Consider the following 25,387-nt stretch of genomic DNA (forward strand, 5'->3'; position numbering starts at 1 on the left):
GGGGCACCCGCAAACTCGAACTCTGGAAACGTGAACCCCGCGCCCGCGGGTGCCCCATTGCAGGCGTGGGTGTTCGAAGCGTTGGGTGTAGCGGAGGGTGTGGGGGTTGTCCTCGACGGTGGTGGGGCTGAGGGGGGTGGCGGTGGTGAAGGTGAGCCGTTCCTTTTGAAGCTGGGCCTTGCGGGCGGGGTCCTGGGCATGCCAGATGTCTTGCGCCAGCCAGCGGGGGGCGAAGCCGTTGACTTTGACACTGAGGAAATCGCCCATGCCCTCCTGGAAGAGGGGTTTGGACATGCCCGGCCAAAGGGCTGAGGTGGGCCAGCCGGAGGCGTTGGTGGTGAGGGTGAGGGCGGTGGGTGGGGGCGGGGTGTCCCTGCCCGGATCAGGGCTGAAGAGGAATCGTTTTGTGGAGTGAGGGGGGAGGTTTTCGATCCAAAAGCGGGCGAAGCGATTGGGGGAGCGGTCGGGGAAAGTGGCGGAGACATCCTCATAACTCAAGTCCTGGGGACGTGCGGGGCGGCCCCAGAGTGGGCCGGGTTCGTAGTAGAGCCGGGCGCGTTGGCCGGTGTCGGCGTCCACGAGGGCGTGGGTTTCCTGGCGGAGGCAGGTGGTGATGAGGGAGGCCCAGCCGGAGAAGGGGGCGGCGGTGGGGTTGGCCACCCAGAGGCCCTCGGCTTCGCGGCTGAGGCGGGTGCGGGCGCGCTGGCCGAGCAACCATTCGGCGAGGGCGAAGGGGCGCCAGGCGAAGCGGGCTTTTTCATTCCACTGGCCCTGGGAATCGAGGCTGTAAGGCTGGCCGACACTCATGCCGGAGCCCCAGGTGTGTTCATCAAAGAGGCACAAGTCCTGCCATAGCTCGGTGAGGCGGGCGCGGGTGGCGGGGTCGAGGGGGCCGAAAACGGGGGATTGGGCGGCGGTGAGGAAGCGTTTGGCGAAACGGCTGGCGGCGACTTCGCGCGGGGCGCAGGCGGTGCCGTTGGCCCACCAGTCGGTCCATTCGCCGGTGTATTCCGGGGCGGAGCTGGCGGAGGCTTTTTCGAGGTCGCGCATGGCTTCGGAGACGGTGGTGAGGCGGAGGCGGGGTTGGAGGCCGAGGCGGTTCCAGGCGGCAACGAAGTCGGCAATGGGCGGGAAGGGGGGATCATTGTCATAGCGCCACATGCTGGTCATGGAGACGGCGAGGACGGGCAGGCGGTAGCCGTTGCGCTCGAATTCCTGCAGGCGGCTGAGGCAACGTTCATGGGCTTTGCGGAGGGAGGACTCGTCGGTTTTGAGGATGTCGCCCGCGCGCGGGGGGCGGTAGGTGCCGTCGGCGGCGCGGGGGAGGGGGCCGCGGCGCCATTCGAGGGACTCGAAAAAGAAGAAGCCATCGCCGTAGGGCAGGCTCATGTACACGAAGAGGCGGCGGCCATCGGGCTGTTTCCACCAGAAGGTGGAGAGGCGGGGGAAGGGGGGGCCGCCGCTGTCGCTGTTAATGCCGGTGAACAGGTAACGGACTCCGCGGTCCAGGAGGGCTTTGGCGCCGGCGCGGGGGAAGCCGTTGACATCGTTTTGGACGGCGGTTTGGGGACGGAACGATTGCCACAGCTCATCGGGGAGCCAGTGGGTCATGGTGTGCCATTGTTCGGCGTTCAGGAAGGGAGTGTTGTTGAAGGGCAGGGCGGTGACTTCGAGCTGGCCGTCACGGACGGCCTGGAGGAAATCCTGGCGGCGGGCGGGGGAGGCTTGTTGCCACCAATCGAGGACGGCGATGGTGGTTTCGGCGGTCCAGTGGAAGCGGGCTTCGGGGGGCAGGGGGCGGGTGGCGATGATGGCGTCGAGGGCTACGTCGAGGTAGCGCACCTGCAGGTCGCGGCAGACGGCGGGGTGGTCGGTGAAGCCGTAATCGGTGTGCGAGAAATGGATGAGGTCAATTTGCTGGACGTGCTGGGGGGCGGGTGCGGCGGTGGCGGGGGGATAAAGGGTAAAGTTGAGCATCAAGCTGGCTGCGAGCAAGCCGAGGGGCGCGAGCGCGGGGCGCAGGCCGCAAAGCAGTTGTGGGAATTTCATGGGGACAGCTTACGGGAGCGGCCGGGTGGCGTCAAATCCCGGGCGGAAGGTGGTGAGAGGCTCAGGTGTCGAGATGCCGGAGCTGTCGGCGGGCGAGGAGGGGGTCCACGCGGGCCAGGAGGAAGTAGGCCCAGCGTTGTTTGAGTTTTTGCCAGAGGGAATTGGCCTGTCGCCAAGCGCGTGGTTCGAGGCGCAGGGCATGGGAGAGGTCACGTGCAAACAGCTCGCGGGCGCCCTGGACGGCGGCGGGGTTGGACAGGCGCAACATCAGCTCGTAATTGATGTGCAGGCTGCGGTTGTCCAGGTTGGCGGAGCCGATGTAGGCGGCGCCGTCAATGATGAGCAGTTTGGCGTGGAGGATTTGGGGCTGGTATTCGTAGATTTCAATGCCGGCGCGCATGAGGCGGCCGTAGAGGCTGCGGGCGGCGAATTGAGCAACGGGGACATCGGATTTGGCGCCGAGGAGGATTTGGACGCGGCCGCCGCGCCTGACGACGCGGCCCAGCTCGCGGCGGATGCGCCAGGTGGGCAGGAAGTAGGCGCTGACGAGTTGGACGTCGCGGGCGGCGCGCAGGTCCTGGTGGAGTTTCTTTTTCAAGGGATTGCGTCCGCGGCCGGGGCCGGTGAGGAGGATTTCGCAATCGGGGTGCGGCATTTGACGGCGGAAGGCGCTGCGGCGGAGGCGGGTGAGCCGTGGATGGCGGAAATCGGCGCGGGCGAACATGACGTCGAAGGCCTCGGCCAGGTCTTCGGCGGGGGGGCCGGCCAAGCGGGCGCCATGGTCACACCAACCGGCGAGGATGCCGTCGCCGGTGTATTCCGGGGCCACGTTGCAACCGCCGACGAAGGCGACGGCCTCGTCGCAGACCAACAATTTGCGGTGGTCGCGGAAGCCCCAGCGCCCGAGGGAGAGGGGATTGAACCAGCGGACTTGGCCGCCGGCCTGGCGGAGGGGTTCCCAGAAAGTGTCCGGCAATTCGATGGAGCCGAAGGCATCAATGAGGACTTGGACGCGGACGCCGCGCTGGGCGGCCTGGGTCAGGGCGGCCCGGAGGGTTTCGCCGGGGGGGCTGGCGGTGTAGATGTAGGTTTCCAGGCGGATGCTGTGGCGGGAGTCCGCAATGGCCTGGAGTTTGGCTTGAAAATCCTCCTGTCCGGTCGCCAGCCAGCGGATGTCCGTGCCGTGTGCCATGGGTGGTGCGATTATAAGGGATGGCGGGCTGAAGACAACAAGTAGTGGAGCGGGAGGGGGCGAGAAATAATTGAACTGCCGGGGCGAAAGGCCGTCTAATGGCATGAGTACCCGGTGCGAGTTTGGTTAAGGCAAAAAAGAATCCCAGGCGGTCACCATTGAGTCTTATGAAAACAAAAGCATGGTTGATGGGATTGACATTAGTGGGGATGTCCAGCGTGTGGGCAGTTGCCGAGGCGGATGTCCCGCCGGCGGCTGCCGAGGAGCGGGCCCCGAGGCGGGGGGAATGGGTGCAGCAGATGCGGCGGGCTACGGAGCAGGCGATGGAGGAGATGCGGGAGGCGCTGAAAGCGGCGCAACAGAGACTGGCGGAGGCGCCGCGGTTGCTGGCGCAATCGGTGGGGGCCATTCGGCGGGAGCGGGGCCGGCAGATGCCGGTGCGGCCCATTCGGACGCTGGTGGTCAGTCCGCGGGTGGTGGAGGCCAAGCAAATGGCGGACATGGAGGAAGATCTGGCGGTGATGTCGCGCCTGCTGGCCAAGGATGTGGAGTTTGAGTTGCGCGAGGAGGACCAGCGGCCGATGAATGTGGTGATCAGCGCCTTTGGGGATCAGGTGCGGGCGCCGGAGGCGATGTATTTGGAGGGGTTTGGGGCGTTTTTCTATTTGACGGTGGATTTTCCGCTTTTGCCGGAGGCCGCCGCGAAAGCCGACAAACCGGAAGCCCCGCCGATGGACTCGGATTGGGATCGGGCGCGGGCGGAGCTGTTTGGGGGCGCGCCGGAGGGGCCGCGATGGGTGGCGCCCCGGATTGGTGTGGGGGAGCCACCGCCCCCGCCGGCGTACAAGGCGGAGAAAGTGGAGGACTTGAAGCGGGTGTTGTTGAGCTGCCTGCGGAATGCGGTGAACATTCGGGGGATGAAGGCGGAGGACTGGGTGCAGGTGTCGGTTTGTTCATTTCCGCGGGGCGCTGGTGGGGGGGAGGGAGGGATGGCGATGTCCCAGGTCAGCGTGACCACCCTGCAGGATGGCAAAGCGGTGACCCGCAGTTATGGGGGAGGGGGAGGGGCCGGGCCGCGACAGGGGCAGCTCAATCTGCAGATTAAGCGGAGTGATTTGCAGGCTTACGCGGAGGGCAAGATGACGCTGGAGGAGCTGCGCAAGAAGGCGCAGATCAGCGTGTATTGAGGCGGCGGTTGACCCGGCGGGCGAGGGCCGGTATAGTAGTAAAACCATGGCCATGATGGATATAAATCCCCGTGGGGCGGCGGCTTTTTACAAAAAAGCCGGCATAGTGGCTTTGGGATTGGCGGCCATTATGGCGGGGGCGGGAGAGCCGATACGTTTTTCCACCAGCGAGCAGAAGAAGGTTGAACCGGCCAAGGGGGGGGCCAATCCGCTGGAGAAATATTTGGATCGGCCGTTTGAATCGCTGCGTCCGGACAGCTCGCTGGGGCCGGTGGTGCCGCCGCAGATGTTGCGCATGACGCCGCCCGCACTGCCGGAGAAGAGCGAGCGCGAGAGGGCGGGGTGGCAAAACAGTTGGATTTTTGCGTTGCCGCAGAATCAGGCGCGGCAGCCGACGGCGGAAGAAGTGTTCAAGGTGGAGCGGGTGGGGCCGGATGGGAGGCCGATGGCCAAGCCCACCTTGATGGAGCAGTATTTCCAGCATCAAAGCGGCCGGAATAATCCGGAGCGGAGCGGCAAAGAGGGGGAGGGTGGGCCGCCATTTGGCGCGGGGTTGGGCGCCGGGGGGCGGCCGGGGGTGGATCCGCTGAATCCGGATCGCAGGGAGGATGAGGGGCTGGGGATGCGGCGGGAGCAGGGGGGCAATCCGGCGTTGCGCTCGATTTTGGATCAGGAGGGGGGGAGCCGAGGCTCGTGGAGCCGCAATACTGTGGATCGGGGGGGGCTGGGGGGTGAGGTGAGTTTGAATGACTTTTTCCGGGCCTCGCAGGAGGAAATGAAGAAGGAGCGGTTGCGCGAGGAAAGGCGGCAGGAGTACCGGCTGATGTTGGAGAGCCGGACTTATTATGACTTGCAGCAGGGCCGGCGGGAGGGGGGGCTGGGTTTGAAAACGCCGGGCATGACGGAGGCGCCGACGATTGGTCCGAGTGTGCTGCGGGAGGCCGGGGGCTTGAGCCGGGACTTGAAGCCGCTCAATTCGCTTAATACGTACGGCACAGAAAGCATGCCGTTACGCAACCCATCGCGCAGTTTGTTTGAAGAGCGGAGGGAAGGCGCGGTGGGAGGGTATAATCCGTCGGCGGGTTCCGGGTTGTTGAATGAGACGCCGCGGGCGCCGCAGCAGCAACGGGAGCGTCCGACGGTGCTGCCGGTGCCGAAGCGAGATTTCTGAGCAGGGGGAGAGGGCGCACTTCCCATTTGACGGGAGGGACGGGTTCCTCAAGAGTAAGCGGCGCAACCGGCTGGCGGGCCGGCCGGATTGCGAGCATGGCAAAAGAACGTCCGATCATTCTGGCAACGCGTGGCAGTGCCCTGGCGCTGGCGCAGGCGCATTATATTCTGGAGCAATGCCGGGCGGCGTTTCCGCGGCTGGCATTTGAGATTAAAATCATCAAGACGACGGGCGACAAACTGCAAAGCGCGTCGCTGGTCAATCCCAAAAGCACGCTGCCGAAGGGATTGTTCACCAAGGAGCTGGAGGTGGCGCTGGTCAAGGGGCAGGCGGATTTGGCGGTGCATAGTTTGAAGGATTTGCCGGTGGATTTGCCGCCGGGGCTGGCGCTGGGGGCGGTGGCGAAGCGGGCGGATCCGCGGGATGTGCTGATTTACCGGGATGCCAAGTGGCTTGCGGCGCAGGCTTCGCGTGGGCAGGTGGACGAATGGGCGCCGGGGCACGGGGAGCGGCGGGGATGCAAGCCGGGGACGGGATTGGGGGAGCTGCCGCAGGGCTACACGCTGGCCACGAGCAGTGCGCGGCGGCAGGCGCAGGTGCGGGCGCGGCGTCCGGATCTTAGGCTGGTGGAACTGCGGGGGAATGTGGTGACGCGGCTGGAGAAACTGGCCAACCGGGCGGAATTGGATGCGATTCTATTGGCGGCGGCGGGTTTGGAGCGGTTGCATTTTCGGATTGATGGGGAGGGGAGGTTGGTGGGGGATGCCGTGCCGGATGGGTTGCTGGCCGTGAAGCTGGAGGTGCATGAGATGGTGCCGTGTCCGGGGCAGGCGGCCATTGGGATTGAGGTGCGCGCCGGGGATGAGCGGGTGCAGGCGATATGCCAGCGGCTCAATCATTACAACACGTGGCAGGCGGTGACGGCCGAGCGGGCGTTTCTGAAGGCGATGGGCGGCGGCTGCCACAGTGCGGTGGCGGCGCATGCGGAGGTGCAAGGCAACCATTTGCACATGCAGGCGGTGGCGGAAGTGGGGGGGAAAATGCAACGGGTGGAGGCGCGGCATGCCTTGAATGAGCCGGAGGCGCTGGGCCGGCTGCTGGCGGCGGAGCTGAGCGGCAAGTAGGCAGGGCAGGCGGGGGATGACGGAAGGGACAAAAGCGATTGTCCGGCGATCCATTTATGACTACGATGAGGCCCATGAAGAACATGAAAACATGGCTGATGGCGTTAATGGCGGGCGTGTTAAGTTGTCTGTCCACGTGGGGCGCGGCGGGACAGCGTTGGACGGAAGCCCGGGCCAACGCATGGCTGGCGGAGAAGGGCTGGCTGGTGGGCTGCAATTTCAATCCCAGCACGGCCATCAATCAGCTTGAAATGTGGCAGGCGGACACTTTTGATCCGGCGACGATTGACCGGGAGCTGGGCTGGGCGGAGCAGTTGGGGTTCAACAGCATCCGGGTTTTTTTGCATGATATTCCGTGGCGGCAGGACAGCCAGGGGTTTCTCAAGCGCATCGAGCAATTTCTGCAGATTGCGGACAAGCACAAGATTGGGGTGATGTTTGTGTTGTTTGACAGCGTGTGGCATCCCTTTCCGAAGCCGGGGCCGCAGCCGGCGCCCAAGCCGTTTGTGCACAACTCCGGGTGGGTGCAATCGCCGGGGCTGGACATTTTGAAGGTGCCGGCGCGGCACGATGAACTGAAGGGGTACGTGACGGGCATCATTGGGCACTTTCGGAATGATCGGCGGGTGCAGGCATGGGATTTGTTCAACGAGCCGGACAATCGCAACAACAGCAGCTATGGGCAGTATGAGCCGGAAAACAAGGCGGAGCTGGCCCTGCAGCTTTTGCGGAAGACATTTGGCTGGGCGCGCGAGGTGAATCCGTCCCAGCCGCTGACGGCCGGGGTGTGGATAGGCAACTGGGCGGATCCGGCCAAGTTGTCGGCGATGGAGCGGTATTGTCTCGAGGAGTCGGATGTCATCAGTTTTCATTGTTACGGGCCGCTGGAGGAGATGCAGCGCTGTGTGAACAATCTGCGGCGTTACCAGCGTCCCCTGCTGTGCACGGAATACATGGCGCGGCCGCAGGGGAGCACGTTTGATCCGATTTTGGGCTATTTGAAGGAGCAGAAGGTGGCGGCGTACAACTGGGGTTTTGTGGACGGGAAGACGCAGACGATTTTTCCGTGGGACTCCTGGCGGAAGCCGTACACCAACGAGCCGCCGTTGTGGTTCCACGACATTTTCCGGCGGGATGGCACGCCTTACAAGGCGGAGGAAGTGGAATACATCAAGCGGATCACCAGGAAAAAGTAAACTGCTGTGGCTGCCTTGTTTTCTGGCCGGCTGCGCCGGGCGTGGATGATGTGGGGGTTGGTGGCGGTGTGGGGCTGGGGTCTGCAGGGGGCCGAGGCGTTGGTGTGTCCGCCGGTGGGGCGGGTGAAGGCGCAGGATGTCTTCTGGGCGCCGAAATTCCAGGTCATTCGGGAGCGGACGCTGCCGCATTCATGGCATTACATGCAATGGAATGAACGGGCCTTGCGGCATGCGGCGGGGCAGAAAGTTACGGGTGATCTGAATGGCACGTGGGATGAGGCGAATCTTTACAAATTTTTTGAGACGATTGCCTATGCCGTGGCGATGCAACGGGATGCGGCGCTGGAGCGGAGGGTGGATGAGCTGGTGGATTTGCTGGCGCGGGTGCAACGGCCGGATGGGTATGTGCATGTGTATGTTTTGAACTCGGGCAAGCCGCCGTGGGATCCGAAATTTCTGGATGGTTCGCATGATGGTTATGTGCTGGGGCATCTGATTGAGGCGGCGATTGAGTACCACGGCGCCACCGGCAAAACGAATCTGCTCGGGGTGGCGCGGCGGGCGGCGGATCAGGCGTATGCGCACTTTCTGGGGCCGCAGGGGCGGCCGGGCTTTTGCGGCCACGCGGAATTGGAAATGGCGCTGGTGGAATTGTACGGGGTGACGCGGGAGCGGCGTTATTTGGAGCTGGCGCGCGCGTTTGTGGAGTGGCGGGGACACGGCAAGGTGGAGCCGGCCGGACCGACGCCGCGGGCTTATTTTCAGGATCACCTGCCGTTGCGGGAGCAGCGCACGCTGGAGGGGCATGCGGTGCGGGCGATTTTTTTTGCGACGGGGGTGGCGGATCTGGCGCGGGAAACTGGCGAGGGGGATTACCGGCTGGCGGCGCACCGTTTTTGGGACTGCGTGAGCCTGCGGCGGATGGCGATCACGGGGGCCATTGGGCCGCGGGCGGAGCATGAGGCGCTGGGGGAGGATTACGAGCTGCCGCATGAGGGATACTATGAATCCTGCGCGGCCTGCGGGCTGGTGGATTTTGCCCACCGGATGTTTTTGCTGGAGCGTGAGGCGGGGGCGGTGGATGTGCTGGAGCGGGTGTTGTACAATGCCGTGCTGCATGGATTGGGTTTGAGCGGCACCAACAGCTATTACCAGAATCCGCTGCGGGATCGGAACCGGCCGCGTTACAACTCCTGGGTGTGTTGTCCGCCGAATTTGTCGCGCACGATATTGCAGGCGGGGCGGTATGCCTATGCGCACACTTCGCGGGAGGTGTATTGCAATTTGTATGTGGGCGGCACGGTGTCCCTGCCGCTGGCGGGGGGGCGGCTGGAGCTGGAGGTGCGGACGGATTATCCGTGGTCGGGGCGAGGGGAGGTGCGCGTGCGGCCGGAAAAGCCGCAGCGGGCGGCCCTGTTGCTGCGCTGGCCGGGGTGGTGCCGGGAAATGACGGTGAAAGTGAATGGGGCGGCCGTGCCACCGCCGCTGGTGCGTGAGCGCGGCTATGTGCGGGTGGAGCGGGAATGGCGCGCGGGGGAGGTGGTGGAGTTGGAGATGGCGATGCCCGTGGAGCGGTGGGTGGCGCATCCGAATGTGCAGGCGTGCCGCGGGCAGGTGGCTTTGCAACGGGGGCCTTTGGTCTATGGTTTTGAGGGATTGGACAATGAGGGCCAGCCGCTGGTGGAGCTGGGGGAGGAGCCGCATTTTCAGGTGGAGCATCGCCCCACGTGGCTGGGCGGGGTGACGGTGATCCGGGGGGTGCGGGCGGATGGCCGGCCGTTTCTGGCCATTCCGTTTTATGCGCTGGCCAACCGGGAATCTTCGGCGCAGGAAGTGTGGGCGGTGCAGCGGGGATGGAAACTGAATGATTCGTGGTGGGAGGGGCGGTTATATCGGCGGTGGGAGGAGGTGCGGGAGGGGGCCAAATGACGGCGGCGCAATGGCGAAGCCCGCAAGCGGCGCCCTAAGGCAGGTTCGACGGTTTAAGGAGGCCGAGGCGGAGCGCGGTGTCGCGCTAGGGTTTCCGGTTCGGGGAATTTCGTTGGAGGAAGGCCGCCGCCAGCGGCTCCAAGAAAGGGCGGAGCACGTCATAGTGGTCGGCGCCTTTTTTTCGCGGCCAGGAGGAGCCGGCGCGGGCCACCACCAAATCCAGCGAGGGGACTACGACGATCAAGCTGTCATACAATCCCCAGGCCCAGAAGGCATCGGTGGGGAGGTGGCGGAGGGTGGCATCGGTGTTGTTCCACCAGAGCAGGCGGTAATGAGCCGAGGCCCGGCCGAATTCGTCGGGGAGGCGGACGGGCAGTTTGGCCAGGGCGGGGTCCGGGGTGTGCAGGGCTTTGACGAAGGAGGGGGGCAGGATGATTTCCTTGTGCCAACGTCCTTCGCGCAAGTGGAGGTAGCCGATGCGGGCCATGGCGTTGACGTTGGCGTGGAAGCCGGAGCCGAACTCGCGGCGTTTGATGCCGTCGAGGGTGTCGGGGCGGTAGGCATGATTGCGCCAGCGGAGATCGGTTGGGCGGATGCCCAAGGGGGTGAAAACCCGTTCAAAGAGGAGGTCATGCAGGTCCCGGCCATAGACTTTGGTGAGACAATCGGCGAGCCAGTTGGGGCCGGCGTCGCTGTAGCTCCACTGGGTGCCTGGTGCAAAGAGGAGGGGGACGAAGCCGCCGGGTTTGTCGAAACCTGCGGTGTGCTCGGCGAGCATGCGCAGCGTGATGCGCTCCAGCCAGCCGGTGAGGCGGTTGGTTTCCGGCGGTGTGCCGAACGAGGGGAGGTGCTTGATGGCGGGGTCATCCAAGGTGACTTTGCCATCTTTGAGGGCCAGACCGAGGACCATGCAGCCGATGGATTTGGAGGTGGACTTGAGGTCGTAGAGGGCGGTGGGGTCGCCCCATTTCAGGATGACTTTGCCCTGATGCACCACGAGGCCGGAGCCGCCGGCGCTGAGCGCGTAATCGCGCGCGGCAAGGAGTGGGGCCTCCGCGACGCCCAGTTCGGCGGGGGTGGCCTCCGGCCAGGAGGCGGCAGGGAAAAGCGGGTCGGCGAGGAGCGGAAGGAGGCCGGCGCTGAGGAGCAGCAGCGATGCCAGCCGGAGCCGCCGCGCCGGGCGGGTTGTGGCAAGCAGGCCGAACATGAGGGGGAAGGCAGGGGTACCGGGGGCGCCGGCTTATTTTTTCGTCAGGAGTTTTTTCAGGTGTTTGATGGAGCGCTCGGCCTGGTCCACGGTGCCACATTCCACGGAGAAGACAATGTCCCGTGGGGCTTTGCGGCAGATTTTGATGACGCGTTCCCAGTCAATGACGCCGTCGCCGCAGGCGCAGCCCACGGGGGTGCCGGTGACTTTGCCGCGCTCGGCGGCGGAATGTTGGACGCTGATGTCCTTGGCGTGGAGGTGGACGAGGCGGTCCACGACGCGCTCGAGCCAGGGGTAGGGGTCTTCGCCGGCGAGGTAGCTGTTGCCGGTGTCGAAGTTGATGCCGATGACGGGGCTTTTGACGAGGGACCAGATTTTGTCCAGTCCGGCCGGGGATTTGCTGTATTGCTGATGACACTCGAGGCCGATGAGGATGCCGCGCGGCTCGGCCACTTTGGCGGCTTCCATCAAGGTGTAACGCATGAGGACGTGGTCTTCGGCCGGGGTGGTCCAATCGGGTTTGGGGCCTTCATCGGTATTGATGACCGGGGCGCCGCATTCGGCGGCGAAGCGGATGGCCTGTTTGAGGTATTCGACGCTGATCTCCGGTTTGATGAGGGGGCAATGGGCGGAGAGGCCGGAGAGGCGGACTTTGTGGGCGGCGCAGGCGCGCTTGATGCGGAGGGGGTCATCGAGCATGGAGACACTGTGGAAGTAGCCGGCTTCGCTGAGCAGCTCGCGGCCCCAGTGGACCATGGGTTCGATGAATTTGTAACCCAGTTCGGCGGCTTTCCGGACGCCCCATTCAAAGGGTTTGTCATCGTGCCGGACGAACTCGAGATTGATGCCGATGTGGATGTTGGCCATAGGAATGAAGGGGTTAGCAGGTTGAATGGTTGAGCAGGGTCTTGAAAGGAAAATGGCACTGCCACCAGCCGACGGGGGCAAGGCCACGGGAGGCGCCGGGAGGCAAGGCCGTGGGTTTGCCGCAGGTTATGGTGGATGCTGGATTCATGAGGCGGCCGGGGGTGAGGCTAGTTGCGGGGAGCGGCCTTGAGGAAGGCGCGAGAATTGAGAAAATCCACGGTGCGCGCGCCCTGGTGGAGGGTGACGAGGTAGCGCAGGGTGAAGCTCTCGCCGGCGCGGTAGGTTTGGGGTTGTTGGTCGAGGGCCTGGGTGGCGGAGAGATAGGCAAAGGCGTTGAGCATGGAGAAGAACATGGGCGGGGCGGTGTTCAAGGGGTGATTAAAGAGGGTGAGGGTGATTTCGCCGCCATTTACTGGTCCCACCAGGGCGCCCCATTCGCCGCCGACAACGTCCCAGCGGGCCTCGGGGGAGTAGGCGGCGCCGATGGGGTTTAAGCGGCGGGCCACGCGGTTGAAGGAGGGGAGGGGACGGAGTCCGAGGCCGTGATAGCCTGCGCCGCTGATACGAAAGACATTGGTGGTGGAGCCGGTGGTGAAAGTGGAATGCCATTCCAGGGAGACTTCCTGCAGTTCGGGATGGACGCGCAGGCGGAGGATGCGCTCTTCGGTGAGCAGCGCTGCGGGGCGGGGGTCAGGGTCGTGGCGATGGGCCTGTGGGAGCCAGGCCAGGCGCTGGGCCAGGACGGCTTCGCCGCGTTGGTCTATAAAGGCTACGCAACGATCTTTGGCCGGGCCGGGCCAGGCGATGGCGACTTGGACGCCGGCGGTGGGGGATTCCTCCCAGAAATTGATGTCGTTGACCTTGAAGGCGAGCATCAGGCCGTGGTGATGCAAATGGTCGGCGGGGGCGTCGAGCAGCACATTAGTGCCCTGGAGGGTGCAGAGTTCTTTGACGTAAGGCTTGAACTGGGTGTTGGTGAAAACGTAGAGCAACAGAGGGCGCGCCTGATGGAGGATTTGCAGGTGGTTAGGCCCCTGTTGAAATTGCCAGGTAGCGGGGGCGGCCTGGAGGCGAAGCAGGGCGGCGCAGGCCACAAGCCCAGCGATCATGCAGGGGAATTTCATCGCGGGGAATGCTGCCCAAGAAGGCGTGCTGGCGCAAGCAAAACCTCAACAGTAGCTGATGTCTGTGCTGGTGAAATCCGGGCCGGCGTTAACGTCTGGCTCTGGCCTCCATGAGCCTGGCGCAGATGGCGTCCACATCGAAGACGGCGCCGCCCCAGGCTCCCCCGCTTACTGATTGCAAGGCCGCCCACAAGCGGGTGGCGGGGGGCAGTTTGGGGTGGGGCGCCAAATCGGGATGAGGGGGGCGGCGTTGCAGGATTTTTGCCCCGTGGGCGGGACTGACGGGGCGGCCTTTTTCGCCCACCATATTGACGGAGCCTGCGAGGCGGCGCATATCCAAGTGAATGCGGACCAGGTCGCCATCGCGCAGTTTGCCGAGGGGGCCGCCGGCGAGCGCTTCGGGGCCGATGTGGCCGATGCAGACGCCGGTGGAGACGCCGGAGAAGCGGCCATCGGTGAGCAAGGCCACCCGGCCGCCGTAGGGCAGGTATTTGAGGGCAGAGGTGACCTGGTAGGTTTCCTCCATGCCGGTGCCGAGGGGGCCGATGCCGGCGATGACCATGATGTCGCCGGCGTGGATGCGTTTCTGGCGGATGGCCTCCATGGCGGCGGCCTCGCTGACGAAAACTTTGACGGGGGACTCGTGATGATAGACGCCCTGGGGGTCGAGCAGGCGGGGGTCCACGGCGGTGCTCTTGATGACCGCCCCTTCCGGCATGAGGTTGCCTTCGGGGAAGAGGAGGGTGCCGGACAAACCCTGGGCGGCCGCCTGGTCCGGGGGAAGGATGACTTCGTCTGGATGCACGCCATCCAGCTTTTGCAGGAGTTGGCGGAATTTGCGGCGGCGGGGGGATTTTTCCCAGGCGTCGAGCATTTCGTCCACAGTGGCGCCGGTGATGGTCAAGGCGGCGGTTTCGAGGAGGCCGAGGCGGCGCAGGTGGAGCATGACCTCCGGCACACCGCCAGCCAGGAAGACGCGGACGGTGGGATGGTGGATGGGGCCGTTGGGGAGCACGCTGACGAGGCGTGGGGTGCGGTGGAGAATGCGGCGCCAGTCGTTGACGGTGGGGCGGGGGAGGCCGGCGGCATGGGCGATGGCGGGCAGATGCAGGAGGAGGTTGGTGGAGCCGCCGAAGGCGGCGAAGACGGTCATGGCATTGTGGAGGCTGGCCGGGGTGAGGACGTGAGCGCCGGAGAGGCGGCGTTGTTGCATGCGCACCAGGGCGCGGGCGGAGCGAGTGGCCAGGTCGTGCCAGACGGGAAACCCGCTGGGGGCCAGTGCGGCGTGGGGTACGGTGAGGCCGAGGGCTTCGCCGACCACCTGGGCGGTGGCGGCGGTGCCGAGGAATTGGCAGCCGCCGCCGGGGGTGGCACAAGCGCGGCAGCCGTAGTCGGCGGCCTGCTCGAGGGTGATCAGGCCGTGGACGTAGCGCGCGCCGATGGTTTGAATGGCGGCGGCATCTTCGCCGGATTCCGGGGGCAGGGTGACGCCGCCGGGCACCAGGGCCACGGGCAGATGGCGGGCCGCGGCCAGGGCCATCATCATGGCGGGGAGGCCCTTGTCACAGGTGGCCACGCCCAGCACGCCCTGGGTGGTGGGGAGGGAGCGGATGAGGCGGCCGAAGATTTGGGCGGCATCATTGCGATAGGGGAGGCTGTCCATCATGCCGGGGGTGCCCTGGGTGCGTCCGTCACAAGGGTCGCTGCAATAGCCGGCAAAAGGGATGGTTTGGAGGCGTTGAAACTCCCGGGCGGCGTGGGCCACCAGGTCGCTGATTTCCCAGTGGCCGGTGTGGTAACCCAGAGCAATGGGCCGGCCGGCAGCGTCGCGGAGCCCCCCCTGGGTGCTGAGAATGAGGAAATGGGGGCGCCGGAGTTCGGCGGGGTTCCACCCCATGGCGGCATTTTGGGTCATGCCAAACAAGTCGCCGCTGGGGCGGGAGCGGAGGTCGGCATCGGTGAGGGGGAGGCGCCCTGGTGGTCCGGGGGCGCGGGTGGCGAGGCGGTAGATGGCGGCGGGGCCGTCAGGGATCAAGGCGTCCGGTTTCATGAACAGGCAACATGCAGGAGTGCATTTATGCGAGGCACTAGATAGAACAAAGTGTGGCGGGGTGCAATGATAGGTTTTGACTGGAACGGCGGTAGGAGTAAGGTGATGGCTCAAACGCAACGCCCGCGCCAAGCCTCGTGAGATGGTTTTTGCCGGGGGCAACAGAGTCTGAATATGGAAGTCATCATTCAACAAGATGCGGAGGCCGCCTCGCTGTTGGTGGCCAAATTGATCGCCAAAGCGCTGCGTGAGAATCCATTTTTGGTGCTGGGCCTGGCCACGGGCGGCACGATGGAGGCGGTGTATGCCCATTTGGTGCGGATGCACAAGGAGGAGGGGCTGGATTTTTCCCTGTGCCGGACGTTTAATCTGGATGAGTATGTGGGGCTGCCACCGGAGGATCCGAATACGTACCGGCAGTACATGCAGCGGCATTTGTTCAGCCATGTGAACATCAACCCGCGGATGACGCATCTGCCCAATGGCATGGCGGCGGATTTGGAGCGGGAGTGCGAGGAGTACGAGAAACTGATCAAACGCTTTGGGGGGGTGGATTTGCAGTTGTTGGGGATAGGACGGGACGGGCACATTGGCTTCAACGAGCCGCTGTCGGCGCTGCTGTCGCGGACGCGGGTGAAGGCGTTGACGCCGACGACGGTGGCGCAGAACGCGATTTACTTTGGGGATCCCAACAAGGTGCCGCGCCGGGCGATCACGATGGGGGTGGGGACGATTCTGGATGCGCGGCGGTGTTTGTTGCTGGCGACGGGGGCGCATAAAGCGGAGATTGTGGCGAAGGCGGTGGAGGGGCCGGTGACGGCGATGATTTCGGCGACGGCGTTGCAACTGCATCCCAAATGCACGGTGGTGGTGGACGAGGCGGCGGCGTCCAAGCTGCAGGGGCATGAGTATTATCGGTGGATATTCCAGACCGAGCCGGAGTGGGCGGAGTATCGGTGAGCCATGAGTTTAATGCACGCGTTCAAGGTGGAGGCGCTGGCGGTACGGGTGTATGACAGCCAGCCCGCGATGGCGGCGGCGGCCGCGGCGGAGGTGCGGGATTATCTGGCCGCGGTGCTGGCCGCGCAGGGGCAGGCGCGGGTGATTCTGGCGTCGGCGGCGTCGCAGGAGCAATTTTTGGCGGCGCTGACGGCGCTGCCGGGGGTGGAGTGGGGGCGGGTGCGGCTGTTTCACATGGATGAGTATTTGGGGATCAGCGCGGAGCATCCGGCGAGTTTTCGGCGGTTTCTGCGGGAGCGGGTGGAGTTGAAGGTGCGGCCGCTGGCCTTTCATTATATTCAGGGGGAGGCGCTCGAGCCGTTGCAGGAGATCGAGCGTTACACGGCGCTGCTGAGCGAGGGGCCGGTGGATTTGTGTTGTCTGGGGATTGGGGAGAACGGGCACATTGCCTTTAATGATCCGCCGGTGGCGGACTTTGCGGATCGGCGGGTGATGAAGCTGGTGCAGTTGGACGAGCGATGCCGGCGGCAGCAGGTGGGGGAGGGGGCGTTTCCGAATCTGGCGGCGGTGCCGCAATACGCCTATACGCTGACGGTGCCGGCGCTGTGTGCGGCGCGGAAGATGGTGTGCGTGGTGCCGGAGCGGCGCAAGGCGGAGGCGGTGCGGCTGGCGTTGGCGGGGCCGGTGAGCACACAATGTCCGGCCTCGATTCTGCGGCGGCAGCCGCAGGCGGTGTTGTATTTGGATGCGGAGTCGGCGGCGGAGCTGTCGCCGGAGCTTTTGGGGGGACGGGAGGCTGCATGAGTTTGCCCTTCACGCCGGCGGTGTATGAGCACGCGGCGCGGTTTGTGGGGCGGACGCCGTGGGAGGTGTCGCGCGATGCGGAGCTGTTGTATGCGGGGCATCGGGCGGCCTGGCTGGCCTACCGGCATACGCCGGTGGTGGTGGGGATTGATATTTACAATTTGGAGGCCGAGGCCTACGGGGCGCGGGTCACGGTGCCGGAAGGCAACGGCATACCGGCGATCCATGAGCCGTTGGTAGGGAGTCTGGAGGAGGGGCTGGCGCTGCGTCCATTTGATCCGCAGCGGGATGGGCGTCTGCCGATGGTGATTGGGGTGGGGCAGCGGCTGAAGCACGAGCTGCCCGAGGCGGATGTGCGAATACCGGTGGCGGGGCCGTTTTCGGTGGCGTTCAACCTGCGGGGCATACAGAACCTGTGCGAGGATGTGGCGTTGCGTCCGGAATTGACGGCGCGCTGGTTGATGCAACTGGCGGAGCATCAGGCCCGGTTTTGCCGGGCCATTGCGGCGGCGGGGCTGGAGATAGCCTTTTTTGAGTCGGCCGCGGCGCCGCCGCTGCTGTCGCCGCGGCAATTTCGTGAGGTGGAGCTGCCGGCGTTGAGGCGGATCCTGGCGCTGGCGGCCGAGATTGTGGGGCATCCTGTGCCGTGCATCATGGGGGGAGACACTTATCGCATTTATGACGACTTGATGTCCACCGGCACGCAATTTGTGGTGTGCAACGTGGAGACGGATCAGGCGGCGTTTGTGGCGCGGGCGCGGGTGGAGCATCCGCAGGTGCGGATTCGGGTGAACATGGACGCGGCGATTGTAGCGTGCGAGGAGCCGGAGCGGATTTACCGGGAGATAGATCGGATCGTGGCGCTGACGCGGGGGCATCCCAACTGCCTGCTGGGGACGGGCTGCCTGCCTTACGAGACCCCGCCGGCGAATGTGCAACTGATCAAGGATTATCTGGCGACTCTGCCCTGAGCGGGACGGCGGCGGGCCAGCCGGCGGACGGCGTGGCGAATGTGCCAGTCGCAGTCCTGGAGGGTGGCGTGGGCGACTGCGGCGGAGACCCCGGCGAGCTGGGTGACGATGCGGACGGCGCGGGCGCGCAATTTGGCATTGGTGGGGCGCATGTCCACCATCCAATGGCCCAGGACCTTGCCGAGTTTTACCATGCTGAGGGTGGAGATGAGGTTGAGGGCGAGTTTGGTGGCGGTGCCGGCCTTGAGGCGGGTGGAGCCGGTGAGCACTTCGGGGCCGGTGGGAAGGCACAGCGCATGGTGTGGTTGGTCTTCGGGGGGCAGTACGAGGCGCGGATTGCAATGGAGGAGGGCGGTGCGCGCGCCTTGTTGGCGGGCCTGGCGCAGGGCGGCCAGGACGAAGGGGGTGCGTCCGCTGGTGGCGATGCCAAGGACGACATCGCGGGGGGTGATGCCGCGGCCCACGATGGCAAGCCGGGCGGCCTCGACGTCATCCTCGGCGCCTTCCACGGCGTGAGAGACGGCAGGCGGCCCGCCGGCCATGATGGCTTGCACCATGTCCGGGGGGACGCTGAAGGTGGGGGGGCACTCGCTGGCGTCGAGGATGCCCAGGCGTCCGCTGGTGCCGGCGCCGACATAAAAGAGGCGGCCGCCGTGACGGAAAGCACGGACGACGTGGCGGATGAACTGCTCCAAATCGCGGGCGGCGGCGCGCACGGCGTGGGGAGTGTTTTGCTCCTCGCGCAACATCAATTCAATGGCGGCGGACAAGGGCAGGCGATCCAGGTGGCGGGAGCGGGGGTTGGGTTCTTCAGTGGGGGAGAGCACGGGGCTGAGTTTGAAGGGCGGCGGTGAAGGTGGCGCGGAGGCAGCAACTTGAGCCCCGGCCATTTGGGCGGCGAGGTGAACGGCGCCCCAGGCGCTTTCGCGGCCGAGTTTGACTACGCGGGCCTGGGGCCAGCGGGCGCGAATTTCGCGGGTGACCAGGGCAGCAAAGCGGGGCTGTTTCAAGAGGGTGCCGCCGGCCAGGATAAACTCGACGCGGGCGCGGGGGGGCGCCATGCGCCGGGCACAGGCGGCGGCGTCGGTGGCGAGATGGATGGCGGCTTCGCGCAGGACGGCTTGGGCGTGGCGGTCGCGGTGATGGGCGGCGTCAAAGACGGTGACGGCGAGGGCCGCCATCTGGTCCTTGGTGGCGGTTTTGGCCCAGTCAATGAGGTCTTCGGGCACATTCAAATGGAGGCGGGCGAGGAATCGCGCGCCGAGGGAGGGCCAGCGGCGGGTGTGGTCGTAGATGGCGAGAGTTTGGCGCAGGGCGGTGAGGGCAATCCAATAGGCACTGCCCCAGTCGCCCAGCAGATGGCCCCAGCCGCCGGTGCGGATGCCGCGTCCGCCAGCCTGGCCGTAGCAGCAGGAGCCAGTGCCACTGAGGACGAGCACGCGGGGGAGGGGCTGGCGGGCGGGTTGAGCGGCCAGGGCGGTTTCCAGGTCGTTGGTGGCCAGGCAGGGCACATTGGGCCAGCAGCGGGCGGCGGCGCGGCGGATGCGCTCGCGGTCAGATTCCAGGCGCGCGCCGGGCAAACCGATGGCCACGGCGTCCGGGCGGGGGAAAAGATGGGCGATTTCGGCGAGGAGGCGGGACAACTGATCATCGGAAAGCAAATGGAGGTTGGCCGGGCCGCCTTCCCAGCGCTGGACTTGCCGGCCATGGACAAACAGGGCGACGGTGGAGGTGCCGCCGCCTTCGATGCCCAGCAGTCTGGGGGAATTGGGTTTGTGGGCCGGCGTCAATGCCATGGGGCCCATCATTTGGCGGAAAAGGCCGTCTGGCAAGCGCAAGTATAGCTCCCGGCGGCGGGAGGGGGGCACGGGACGTGGCGGTCTTAGATGCCTTCGCCCAGGTTGGGGGGCATTTCGATGATCTGGCTGGTTTCGGGGGGAAGGGGCGCGCCTTCCTGGGCGAGGATGCGGTAGGCTTTGATTTGGAAGGAGACCTCGCAATTATCATGGAGGCCCAGGGCGTTGTATTCCTCCTTGGTCATGCGGGCGCGGAGGGTGAGGCCGGAGGGGAGCTCCAGTTCAAGGCGCAGCATGATGCCGAGGAAGAACGTGTGGCGGAGGACGGCGCGATAACGGTATTGGGTCAGGTCGGGGGAAATTTGCACGGCATAGGGCCGGAAGCCGATGCGCATGGCCTGGCCTTCATTCAGGCCGTGGGCGGGGAATTCCAATTCGCCGCAGCGGGCGCGGCCGTTTTGGACGACTGTTTCCAGCACGTTCATGACGCCGACGAAGCGGGCCACGAATTCGTTGGCCGGCTGCTCGTACACCTCGCGGGGGGAGCCGATTTGTTCGAGGCGGCCGCGGGAGAAGATGGCGATGCGGCGGCTGACCTCCATGGCCTCCTCCTGGTCGTGCGTGACGAAGATGGTGGTGAGGTTCAGTTCGTCGTGGAGGTGCACGAGCCATTCGCGGAGCTCCTGGCGGATTTTGGCGTCCACGGCGCCGAAAGGCTCGTCGAGGAGGAGCACGCGGGGCTGGATGGCGAGGGCGCGGGCAATGGCGACGCGCTGGCGCTGGCCGCCGGAGAGCTGGTGGGGGTAACGCTGGCTGAGGCCCTCGAGGTCAAACAGCTTCAACAATTCCTGAACGCGGCGGGCCTGGTCGGCGGGTTTCCATTTTTTGATTTTGAGGCCGAAGGCGATGTTGTCAAAGACGTTCATGGTTTTGAAGAGCGCGTAATTTTGAAAGACGAAGCCGATGTTGCGGCGTTGGACGGGGACGTGATTGACGCGCTCGCCATGGATGAAGATGTCGCCTTCGGTGGGTTCCTCGAGGCCGGCGATCATGCGGAGGACGGTGGTTTTGCCGCAGCCACTGGGGCCGAGGAGGGCGAGCAGCTCGCCGTCCTGGACTTCGAGGTTGACGCGGCTGACGGCTTCGACGTTGCCAAAGCGTTTGGTGAGATTGCGGAGTTGGATGCTCATGCGTTCCCTGAATGCCCGGAATTATTTGGCGGCGGGGTTTCGGCGCCTTGCTGGGCCAGCAGCTCCTCGCGGGCCACGCGCCACTCCAGCCAGGTTTTAATGACAAGGGTAAGGAGGGCCAGGAGGGCCAGGAGGCTGGCGACGGCGAAGGCCCCGGCCGCATTGTATTCGTTGTAAAGTTTTTCCACCCGCAGGGGGAGGGTGTCGGTCAAGCCGGCGATGTGACTGGAGACGACGGAGACGGCGCCAAATTCGCCCATGGCGCGGGCGTTGCAGAGGATGATGCCATAGAGCAGGCCCCATTTGACGGAGGGGAGCGTGACATGCCAGAAGGTGCGCCAGCCGCTGGCGCCGAGGGTGAGGGCGGCCTGTTCCTGGTCTGAACCGGCGGCCTGCATGACGGGAATAAGCTCGCGGGCGACGAAGGGGAAGGTGACAAACAGCGTGGCGAGCACCATGCCGGAGACGGAGAAGACGATGTGGATGCCGCGGTCGCGCAGCCACTCCCCCAGGAAGCCCTGAGCGCCGAAGAGGACAACGATCATCAGGCCGGAGACGACGGGGGAGACGGAGAAGGGGAGGTCAATCAGGGCGGTCAGGATGGACTTGCCGCGGAACTCAAATTTGGCGATGGCCCAGGCGGCGGCCAGACCGAAGAGGCAATTCAGGGGGACGCAGATGGCGGCGATGGTGAGGGTTAGCTTGATGGCTGCCAGCGTGTGGGGGTGGGTGATGGACTGTTGGTAGTAGTGCCAGCCCCGGCTGAGGGCCTGGGCAAAGACATTGGCCAGGGGCAGAAAGAGAAACACGACGGCAAAGGCCATGGCCAGGAGGGTCAGCCCCCAGCGGACCCAGGCGGGTTCATCCGTGCTGCGGCGCAAGGCCCGGCGGGGCGCGTGCATTTGACTTTTGACGTGGCCTGCCATGGGAGTTGTTGGGGGTTATTCCTGGAAACGTCCGGCCCAGCGTTCGATGGTATTGACGACGGCCAGGAGGACGAAGGAGACGGCCAGCAGCACCACGGCCATGGCCATGGCACCGAGGTAGTTGTATTCCTCCAGGCGGGTGACAATGAGGTAGGGGGCGATCTCGGTACGGTAGGGGAGGTTGCCGCTGATGAAGACGATGGAGCCGTACTCTCCGATGGCGCGGGCAAAAGACAGGGCGAAACCGGTGATCATGGGTGGCAGGAGCATGGGCGCGATGACCCGGGTAAAGGTACGCCAGCGGCCAGCGCCCAGGCTGGCGGCGGCCTCCTCGACATCGCGTTCGAGGGAGGAGAGCACGGGTTGGAGGGTGCGGACCATGAAGGGCAGACCGACGAAGGTCAGCGCAATGACGACCCCCAGGGGGGTGAACGCGCCCTTGATGCCCAAGGGCACGAGGTAACGGCCGAGCCAGCCGTTTTCGGCAAACAAACTGGCCAGCGTCAGCCCTGCCACAGCGGTGGGCAGGGCGAAGGGGAAGTCCACCAGGGCATCCACGAGCCGGCGGCCGGGGAATTCGTAGCGGGTGAGGACCCAGGCCAGAAGGGTGCCGAAGAGGGCGTTGATGAGGGCGGCGCACAAAGAAGCGCCGAAGGTCAGGCGGTAGGCCGCCAGGGCGCGTTCACTGATGGCTTCGCGCCAGAAGTCGGACCAGCTCAGCTCCGCGACCCGCCAGAGCAGGGCGCCGATGGGCAGCAGCACCACCAGGCTCAAGTAAAAGAGCGTGAAGCCCATCGTCAGGCCGAAGCCGGGCAGCAGGGTGGTTTTGCGCGTGGACATTAGTTTGGCAATCTAGCTTTTGTCTAAGGTTTTTTTGAAGCGCTGCCAATTACAAATTGGCGGCGTAGGCGATGAACTGGCGATATTCGGCCAGCAACGTGAGGACTGCCTGTGCCAGCGCCTCGAGTTTGGCGGGCAAAGCGCCAGCGCGCGGACTTTCGAGGATGACATCAAAGGGCTGCGGGCTTTGGTCCGGGGGGCCATGCAACACGCCGGGGAAACCCTCGCGGATGATTCCGTCGCGGGCGGGAAAGCCGTCAATGATGGTGGCGCGATTGAGGGGCACAAACTTTTCCGCCGCCGCCAGGGCCGGGGGCAGGAGGTGCTCACTCAGTGAAGCGCCGCTGGCATAGCCGTAGAAGCCGGGGCTGGTGTCGTCGGTGTGCAAGGCAATGAGGCCATGCAGACGGTGGGAGCGCAGCTCGGCCTCCAGGAGTTGTACTTCGGGTTCCGCGCTGCCGCGCCAGAATTCGCGGTTGAGGTCCCGGCCGGAGGCGGATTCGCGGGTGCCGGCGGCGAGGCCGGTGGGGTTGCAAAGCGGATAGACATAGAGACAATAGCCTTCGGCCAGGGCGGGTTGACGGGCGCAACGCTCCAGAAGCTCCAAGGCGGCCAGCACACCCTCCGGTTCATCCCCGTGCAGGCCGGCGAAGATGGCGATGCGGAGGGGGTCGGCGCCGGTTTGAGGTCCAAGGAAAATGAAGCGGGGAAGCTCGATGGTGAGGGGGCCGTTGGAGGCGGTGGATTTTAATGGGGCAAGGTCCAGGAAGGCGGGGTGATGAGCCGCCAGGTTATGGAGCGTGGCAAGACGCTGTTGGATGAGGGCGCATTCGTGCATGAGCTGATGACGACTGATTGTGTCGTGATTATGCGGTGGAGCAATGAGAGATGCAAGTGGCATGTGTTTTTGAATTATTGGGATTTGAACTTGCGGCGAAGCATCTGGTCGAATTCGCCGTTTTCGGCAAAGTGCCTTTTTTGGGCGGCCTGCCAGCCGCCGAAGATTTGGTCCACGGTGACCAGGCGGGTTTCGGGGAATTGGTGGCGGAATTTCTGCAGGACTTCGGGGTTGCGGGGGCGGAAGAAGTGGCGGGCGGCGATTTCCTGGGCTTGCGGGGTGTAAAGGAATTCCAAGTAAGCGCGGGCGAGGTCGAGGGTTTTGCGGCGCGCGGCGACGCGGTCCACGACGGCGACGGGAGGTTCGGCCAGGATGCTGAGGGAGGGGACGACGATTTGGACTTTGCCCTTGCCGGCTTCGCGCAGGGCAAGGAGGGCTTCGTTTTCCCAGGCGATCAGGACGTCGCCAATGCCGCGTTGGATGAAGGTGGTGGCGGCGCCGCGGGCACCGGAGTCCATGATGGGGGTGTTTTGGTAGATGGCGGTGACGAATTCGCGGACTTTGGATTCGTCGCCCTGAAATTTTTCGAGGGCGAAGGCCCAGGCGGCGAGGTAATTCCAGCGGGCGCCGCCGGAGGTTTTGGGGTTGGGGGTGACGACTTTGACATCGGGGCGGATCAGGTCGGGCCAGTCGCGGATGCCTTTGGGGTTACCCTGCCTGACGAGGAAGACGATGATGGAGGTGTAAGGGGAGCTGTTGTGGGGCAGGCGTTGCTGCCAGTTGGTGGGCAGGAGCCGGGCTTTTTCGGCGATGGCATCAATGTCATAGGCCAGGGCCAGGGTGACGACGTCGGCATCGAGGCCGTCAATGACCGCACGGGCCTGTTTGCCGGAGCCGCCATGGGACTGGAGAATGTTGATTTTCTGGCCCGTTTTATCCAGCCAGAGCCGGGAGAAGACCTGATTAATTTCGGTGTAAAACTCGCGCGTTGGATCGTAGGAGGCGTTGAGGAGGCGGGTTTCGGTGGCCGCGTGCAGGGGAAGGGGGAGCAGGCCGGCAAGGGCGAGACTCAAGGCCATCCATAGAACGAAGAGCGATTGCCGGGAGGGGATGGTGGGCGGGGCATGAAGGGGACGAAGCCAAACGGCCGGGCGCGGCCCGTGGGGGCGGGCCTGGCTTTGGGCCAGTGCTTGATTTGTTGTCTGTGGCTTCATGTCAAGCCGGTTGACAGCGTTAAGATAAAACTAAATCCTACCATGTCAATGTATTATTTTAACATTTATAAATCACTCAACAACAGCGTATTGAAAGTGAATAAAGAAAATAAAATTGAAAAATACAATAAATATATGTAAATTGATGGCGTTAAAAAATTCGTAGAACAGGCGCCGGGAAAAGGCCGGTGGCGTTTGAATTTCTGCGGTTTATGGAATTATGAAACTGACGTCGCGTGGCGAGTATGCATTGCGGGCCCTGGCGGTGTTGGGGCTGCGGCATGGGCAGGGGGTGGTGAGCATGCAGGAGATCAGCCGGCAACAGAACATACCGAAGCGCTATCTAGAGCATATCCTGAATGATTTGCGGGAGGCGGGGTTGGTGGAGAGCCGGCGAGGGGTGCGGGGAGGGTATCAACTGGCGCGGCGGCCGGAGGAAATCACGCTGGCGATGGTGTTGCGGCATTTGGAGGGGGCGCTGGCGCCGGTGGGATGCGTGAGCCAGCATTTTTACGAGCCCTGTTCGTGTCCTGATGAGGCGCGGTGCGGGATTCGGAGTGTGATGGCGGAGGTGCGGCAGGCGTTGGTGCAGACGCTGGAGCGTTTTACCCTGGCGGATGTTTGTGAGCGCTACCGGCAACTTCAAGGTCCGGTGGAGGGGCCGCTGGATTTTGTCATTTGAGAGACGAGGCAGGCAGGAATTGGCGGAAGCACTGCTTTGTCTGGTGGGCCCTGGGAGGGCGGGCCTAAGG

Annotated in this window: 21 protein-coding genes; 9 read left to right on the top strand and 12 right to left on the bottom strand. The window is 64.8% G+C overall.

Going from position 1 to position 25,387, the window contains the following annotated elements; translation table 11 throughout:
* The coding region (locus N3J91_00490) for a hypothetical protein (GenBank protein MCX8154922.1) at positions 1–2,049 on the bottom strand (2,049 nt) is incomplete at its 3' end.
* Between the two features lie 61 nt (positions 2,050–2,110).
* A complete protein-coding gene (locus N3J91_00495) occupies positions 2,111–3,241 on the bottom strand; it encodes a phospholipase D-like domain-containing protein (GenBank protein ID MCX8154923.1) in 1,131 nt (376 codons plus the stop codon).
* Between the two features lie 167 nt (positions 3,242–3,408).
* Here N3J91_00495 and N3J91_00500 point away from each other — a divergent pair, with 167 nt between their 5' ends.
* The 5 genes from N3J91_00500 (at position 3,409) to N3J91_00520 (ending at position 9,848) form a co-directional block, all read left to right on the top strand.
* Complete coding sequence (locus N3J91_00500) at positions 3,409–4,428, top strand: hypothetical protein (GenBank protein MCX8154924.1); 1,020 nt, start codon at positions 3,409–3,411, stop codon at positions 4,426–4,428.
* 52 nt (positions 4,429–4,480) lie between these two features.
* Positions 4,481–5,599: a hypothetical protein gene (locus N3J91_00505; GenBank protein MCX8154925.1), complete on the top strand. Its 1,119-nt coding sequence runs from the start codon at positions 4,481–4,483 to the stop codon at positions 5,597–5,599.
* 95 nt (positions 5,600–5,694) lie between these two features.
* Positions 5,695–6,723, top strand: coding sequence for a hydroxymethylbilane synthase (locus N3J91_00510; GenBank protein MCX8154926.1), 1,029 nt, complete (start codon positions 5,695–5,697; stop codon positions 6,721–6,723).
* 74 nt (positions 6,724–6,797) lie between these two features.
* On the top strand, positions 6,798–7,919 hold the full coding sequence (locus N3J91_00515) for a cellulase family glycosylhydrolase (protein MCX8154927.1): 1,122 nt from the start codon (positions 6,798–6,800) through the stop codon (positions 7,917–7,919).
* Between the two features lie 6 nt (positions 7,920–7,925).
* The gene (locus N3J91_00520; protein MCX8154928.1) at positions 7,926–9,848 is read left to right on the top strand and encodes a glycoside hydrolase family 127 protein; all 1,923 of its coding nucleotides are present in this window, start codon (positions 7,926–7,928) and stop codon (positions 9,846–9,848) included.
* Between the two features lie 85 nt (positions 9,849–9,933).
* On the opposite strand, the gene N3J91_00525 is transcribed toward N3J91_00520, so the two are convergent.
* The 4 genes from N3J91_00525 to N3J91_00540 form a co-directional block, all read right to left on the bottom strand.
* Positions 9,934–11,055: a beta-lactamase family protein gene (locus tag N3J91_00525; GenBank protein ID MCX8154929.1), complete on the bottom strand. Its 1,122-nt coding sequence runs from the start codon at positions 11,053–11,055 to the stop codon at positions 9,934–9,936.
* A 33-nt stretch (positions 11,056–11,088) separates the two neighbouring features.
* Entirely contained in the window at positions 11,089–11,922 is an 834-nt protein-coding gene (locus N3J91_00530) for a sugar phosphate isomerase/epimerase (GenBank protein ID MCX8154930.1), read from the bottom strand.
* A gap of 167 nt (positions 11,923–12,089) precedes the next feature.
* Entirely contained in the window at positions 12,090–13,031 is a 942-nt protein-coding gene (locus N3J91_00535) for a PmoA family protein (protein ID MCX8154931.1), read from the bottom strand.
* A gap of 103 nt (positions 13,032–13,134) precedes the next feature.
* Positions 13,135–15,096 carry a YjhG/YagF family D-xylonate dehydratase gene (locus tag N3J91_00540; GenBank protein ID MCX8154932.1) on the bottom strand — a complete coding sequence of 654 codons (1,962 nt, stop codon included), beginning with the start codon at positions 15,094–15,096 and terminating at the stop codon, positions 13,135–13,137.
* Between the two features lie 174 nt (positions 15,097–15,270).
* On the opposite strand from N3J91_00540, the gene nagB reads away from it, so the two are divergent.
* Genes nagB through N3J91_00555 form a run of 3 tightly spaced genes read left to right on the top strand, consistent with a single transcriptional unit; the run spans position 15,271 to position 17,831 of the window.
* Positions 15,271–16,056: a glucosamine-6-phosphate deaminase gene (gene nagB / locus N3J91_00545; protein ID MCX8154933.1), complete on the top strand. Its 786-nt coding sequence runs from the start codon at positions 15,271–15,273 to the stop codon at positions 16,054–16,056.
* Between the two features lie 3 nt (positions 16,057–16,059).
* A complete protein-coding gene (locus tag N3J91_00550) occupies positions 16,060–16,860 on the top strand; it encodes a glucosamine-6-phosphate deaminase (GenBank protein MCX8154934.1) in 801 nt (266 codons plus the stop codon).
* Complete coding sequence (locus N3J91_00555) at positions 16,857–17,831, top strand: hypothetical protein (protein MCX8154935.1); 975 nt, start codon at positions 16,857–16,859, stop codon at positions 17,829–17,831. The genes N3J91_00550 and N3J91_00555 overlap by 4 nt, the downstream gene beginning before the upstream one ends.
* On the opposite strand, the gene N3J91_00560 is transcribed toward N3J91_00555, so the two are convergent.
* The 6 genes from N3J91_00560 to N3J91_00585 all read right to left on the bottom strand — a co-directional run bounded on the left by N3J91_00560 (position 17,810) and on the right by N3J91_00585 (position 24,500).
* The gene (locus N3J91_00560; GenBank protein MCX8154936.1) at positions 17,810–19,627 is read right to left on the bottom strand and encodes an N-acetylmuramic acid 6-phosphate etherase; all 1,818 of its coding nucleotides are present in this window, start codon (positions 19,625–19,627) and stop codon (positions 17,810–17,812) included. The two genes, N3J91_00555 and N3J91_00560, sit on opposite strands and share 22 nt — an antisense overlap.
* An 86-nt stretch (positions 19,628–19,713) precedes the next feature.
* Positions 19,714–20,817, bottom strand: a complete 1,104-nt coding sequence (locus tag N3J91_00565) for an ABC transporter ATP-binding protein (GenBank protein ID MCX8154937.1) — start codon at positions 20,815–20,817, stop codon at positions 19,714–19,716.
* Entirely contained in the window at positions 20,814–21,719 is a 906-nt protein-coding gene (gene cysW, locus N3J91_00570; GenBank protein MCX8154938.1) for a sulfate ABC transporter permease subunit CysW, read from the bottom strand. Before cysW ends, N3J91_00565 begins: the two co-directional genes overlap by 4 nt.
* A gap of 39 nt (positions 21,720–21,758) precedes the next feature.
* Entirely contained in the window at positions 21,759–22,583 is an 825-nt protein-coding gene (cysT, locus tag N3J91_00575; protein ID MCX8154939.1) for a sulfate ABC transporter permease subunit CysT, read from the bottom strand.
* Positions 22,584–22,632: 49 nt separating this feature from the next.
* The gene (locus N3J91_00580) at positions 22,633–23,484 is read right to left on the bottom strand and encodes a succinylglutamate desuccinylase/aspartoacylase family protein (GenBank protein MCX8154940.1); all 852 of its coding nucleotides are present in this window, start codon (positions 23,482–23,484) and stop codon (positions 22,633–22,635) included.
* Positions 23,485–23,495: 11 nt separating this feature from the next.
* Positions 23,496–24,500 carry a sulfate ABC transporter substrate-binding protein gene (locus tag N3J91_00585; protein MCX8154941.1) on the bottom strand — a complete coding sequence of 335 codons (1,005 nt, stop codon included), beginning with the start codon at positions 24,498–24,500 and terminating at the stop codon, positions 23,496–23,498.
* Between the two features lie 355 nt (positions 24,501–24,855).
* Here N3J91_00585 and N3J91_00590 point away from each other — a divergent pair, with 355 nt between their 5' ends.
* Positions 24,856–25,317, top strand: coding sequence for an Rrf2 family transcriptional regulator (locus tag N3J91_00590; protein MCX8154942.1), 462 nt, complete (start codon positions 24,856–24,858; stop codon positions 25,315–25,317).
* The last annotated feature ends 70 nt before the right edge of the window (positions 25,318–25,387 follow it).

It is taken from the genome of Verrucomicrobiia bacterium (genome assembly GCA_026414565.1).
Lineage (GTDB): Bacteria > Verrucomicrobiota > Verrucomicrobiia > Limisphaerales > Fontisphaeraceae > Fontisphaera.

Bases quoted from the DNA above. Each gene is read 5' to 3' on its own strand.
- N3J91_00495 (MCX8154923.1), bottom strand. From the start codon at position 3,241: ATGGCACACGGCACGGACATCCGCTGGCTGGCGACCGGACAGGAGGAT.
- N3J91_00500 (MCX8154924.1), top strand. From the start codon at position 3,409: ATGAAAACAAAAGCATGGTTGATGGGATTGACATTAGTGGGGATGTCC.
- N3J91_00505 (MCX8154925.1), top strand. From the start codon at position 4,481: ATGATGGATATAAATCCCCGTGGGGCGGCGGCTTTTTACAAAAAAGCC.
- N3J91_00510 (MCX8154926.1), top strand. From the start codon at position 5,695: ATGGCAAAAGAACGTCCGATCATTCTGGCAACGCGTGGCAGTGCCCTG.
- N3J91_00515 (MCX8154927.1), top strand. From the start codon at position 6,798: ATGAAGAACATGAAAACATGGCTGATGGCGTTAATGGCGGGCGTGTTA.
- N3J91_00525 (MCX8154929.1), bottom strand. From the start codon at position 11,055: ATGTTCGGCCTGCTTGCCACAACCCGCCCGGCGCGGCGGCTCCGGCTG.
- N3J91_00530 (MCX8154930.1), bottom strand. From the start codon at position 11,922: ATGGCCAACATCCACATCGGCATCAATCTCGAGTTCGTCCGGCACGAT.
- N3J91_00535 (MCX8154931.1), bottom strand. From the start codon at position 13,031: ATGATCGCTGGGCTTGTGGCCTGCGCCGCCCTGCTTCGCCTCCAGGCC.
- N3J91_00540 (MCX8154932.1), bottom strand. From the start codon at position 15,096: ATGAAACCGGACGCCTTGATCCCTGACGGCCCCGCCGCCATCTACCGC.
- nagB (MCX8154933.1), top strand. From the start codon at position 15,271: ATGGAAGTCATCATTCAACAAGATGCGGAGGCCGCCTCGCTGTTGGTG.
- N3J91_00550 (MCX8154934.1), top strand. From the start codon at position 16,060: ATGAGTTTAATGCACGCGTTCAAGGTGGAGGCGCTGGCGGTACGGGTG.
- N3J91_00555 (MCX8154935.1), top strand. From the start codon at position 16,857: ATGAGTTTGCCCTTCACGCCGGCGGTGTATGAGCACGCGGCGCGGTTT.
- N3J91_00560 (MCX8154936.1), bottom strand. From the start codon at position 19,627: ATGGCATTGACGCCGGCCCACAAACCCAATTCCCCCAGACTGCTGGGC.
- N3J91_00565 (MCX8154937.1), bottom strand. From the start codon at position 20,817: ATGAGCATCCAACTCCGCAATCTCACCAAACGCTTTGGCAACGTCGAA.
- cysW (MCX8154938.1), bottom strand. From the start codon at position 21,719: ATGCACGCGCCCCGCCGGGCCTTGCGCCGCAGCACGGATGAACCCGCC.
- cysT (MCX8154939.1), bottom strand. From the start codon at position 22,583: ATGTCCACGCGCAAAACCACCCTGCTGCCCGGCTTCGGCCTGACGATG.
- N3J91_00580 (MCX8154940.1), bottom strand. From the start codon at position 23,484: ATGCCACTTGCATCTCTCATTGCTCCACCGCATAATCACGACACAATC.
- N3J91_00585 (MCX8154941.1), bottom strand. From the start codon at position 24,500: ATGGCCTTGAGTCTCGCCCTTGCCGGCCTGCTCCCCCTTCCCCTGCAC.
- N3J91_00590 (MCX8154942.1), top strand. From the start codon at position 24,856: ATGAAACTGACGTCGCGTGGCGAGTATGCATTGCGGGCCCTGGCGGTG.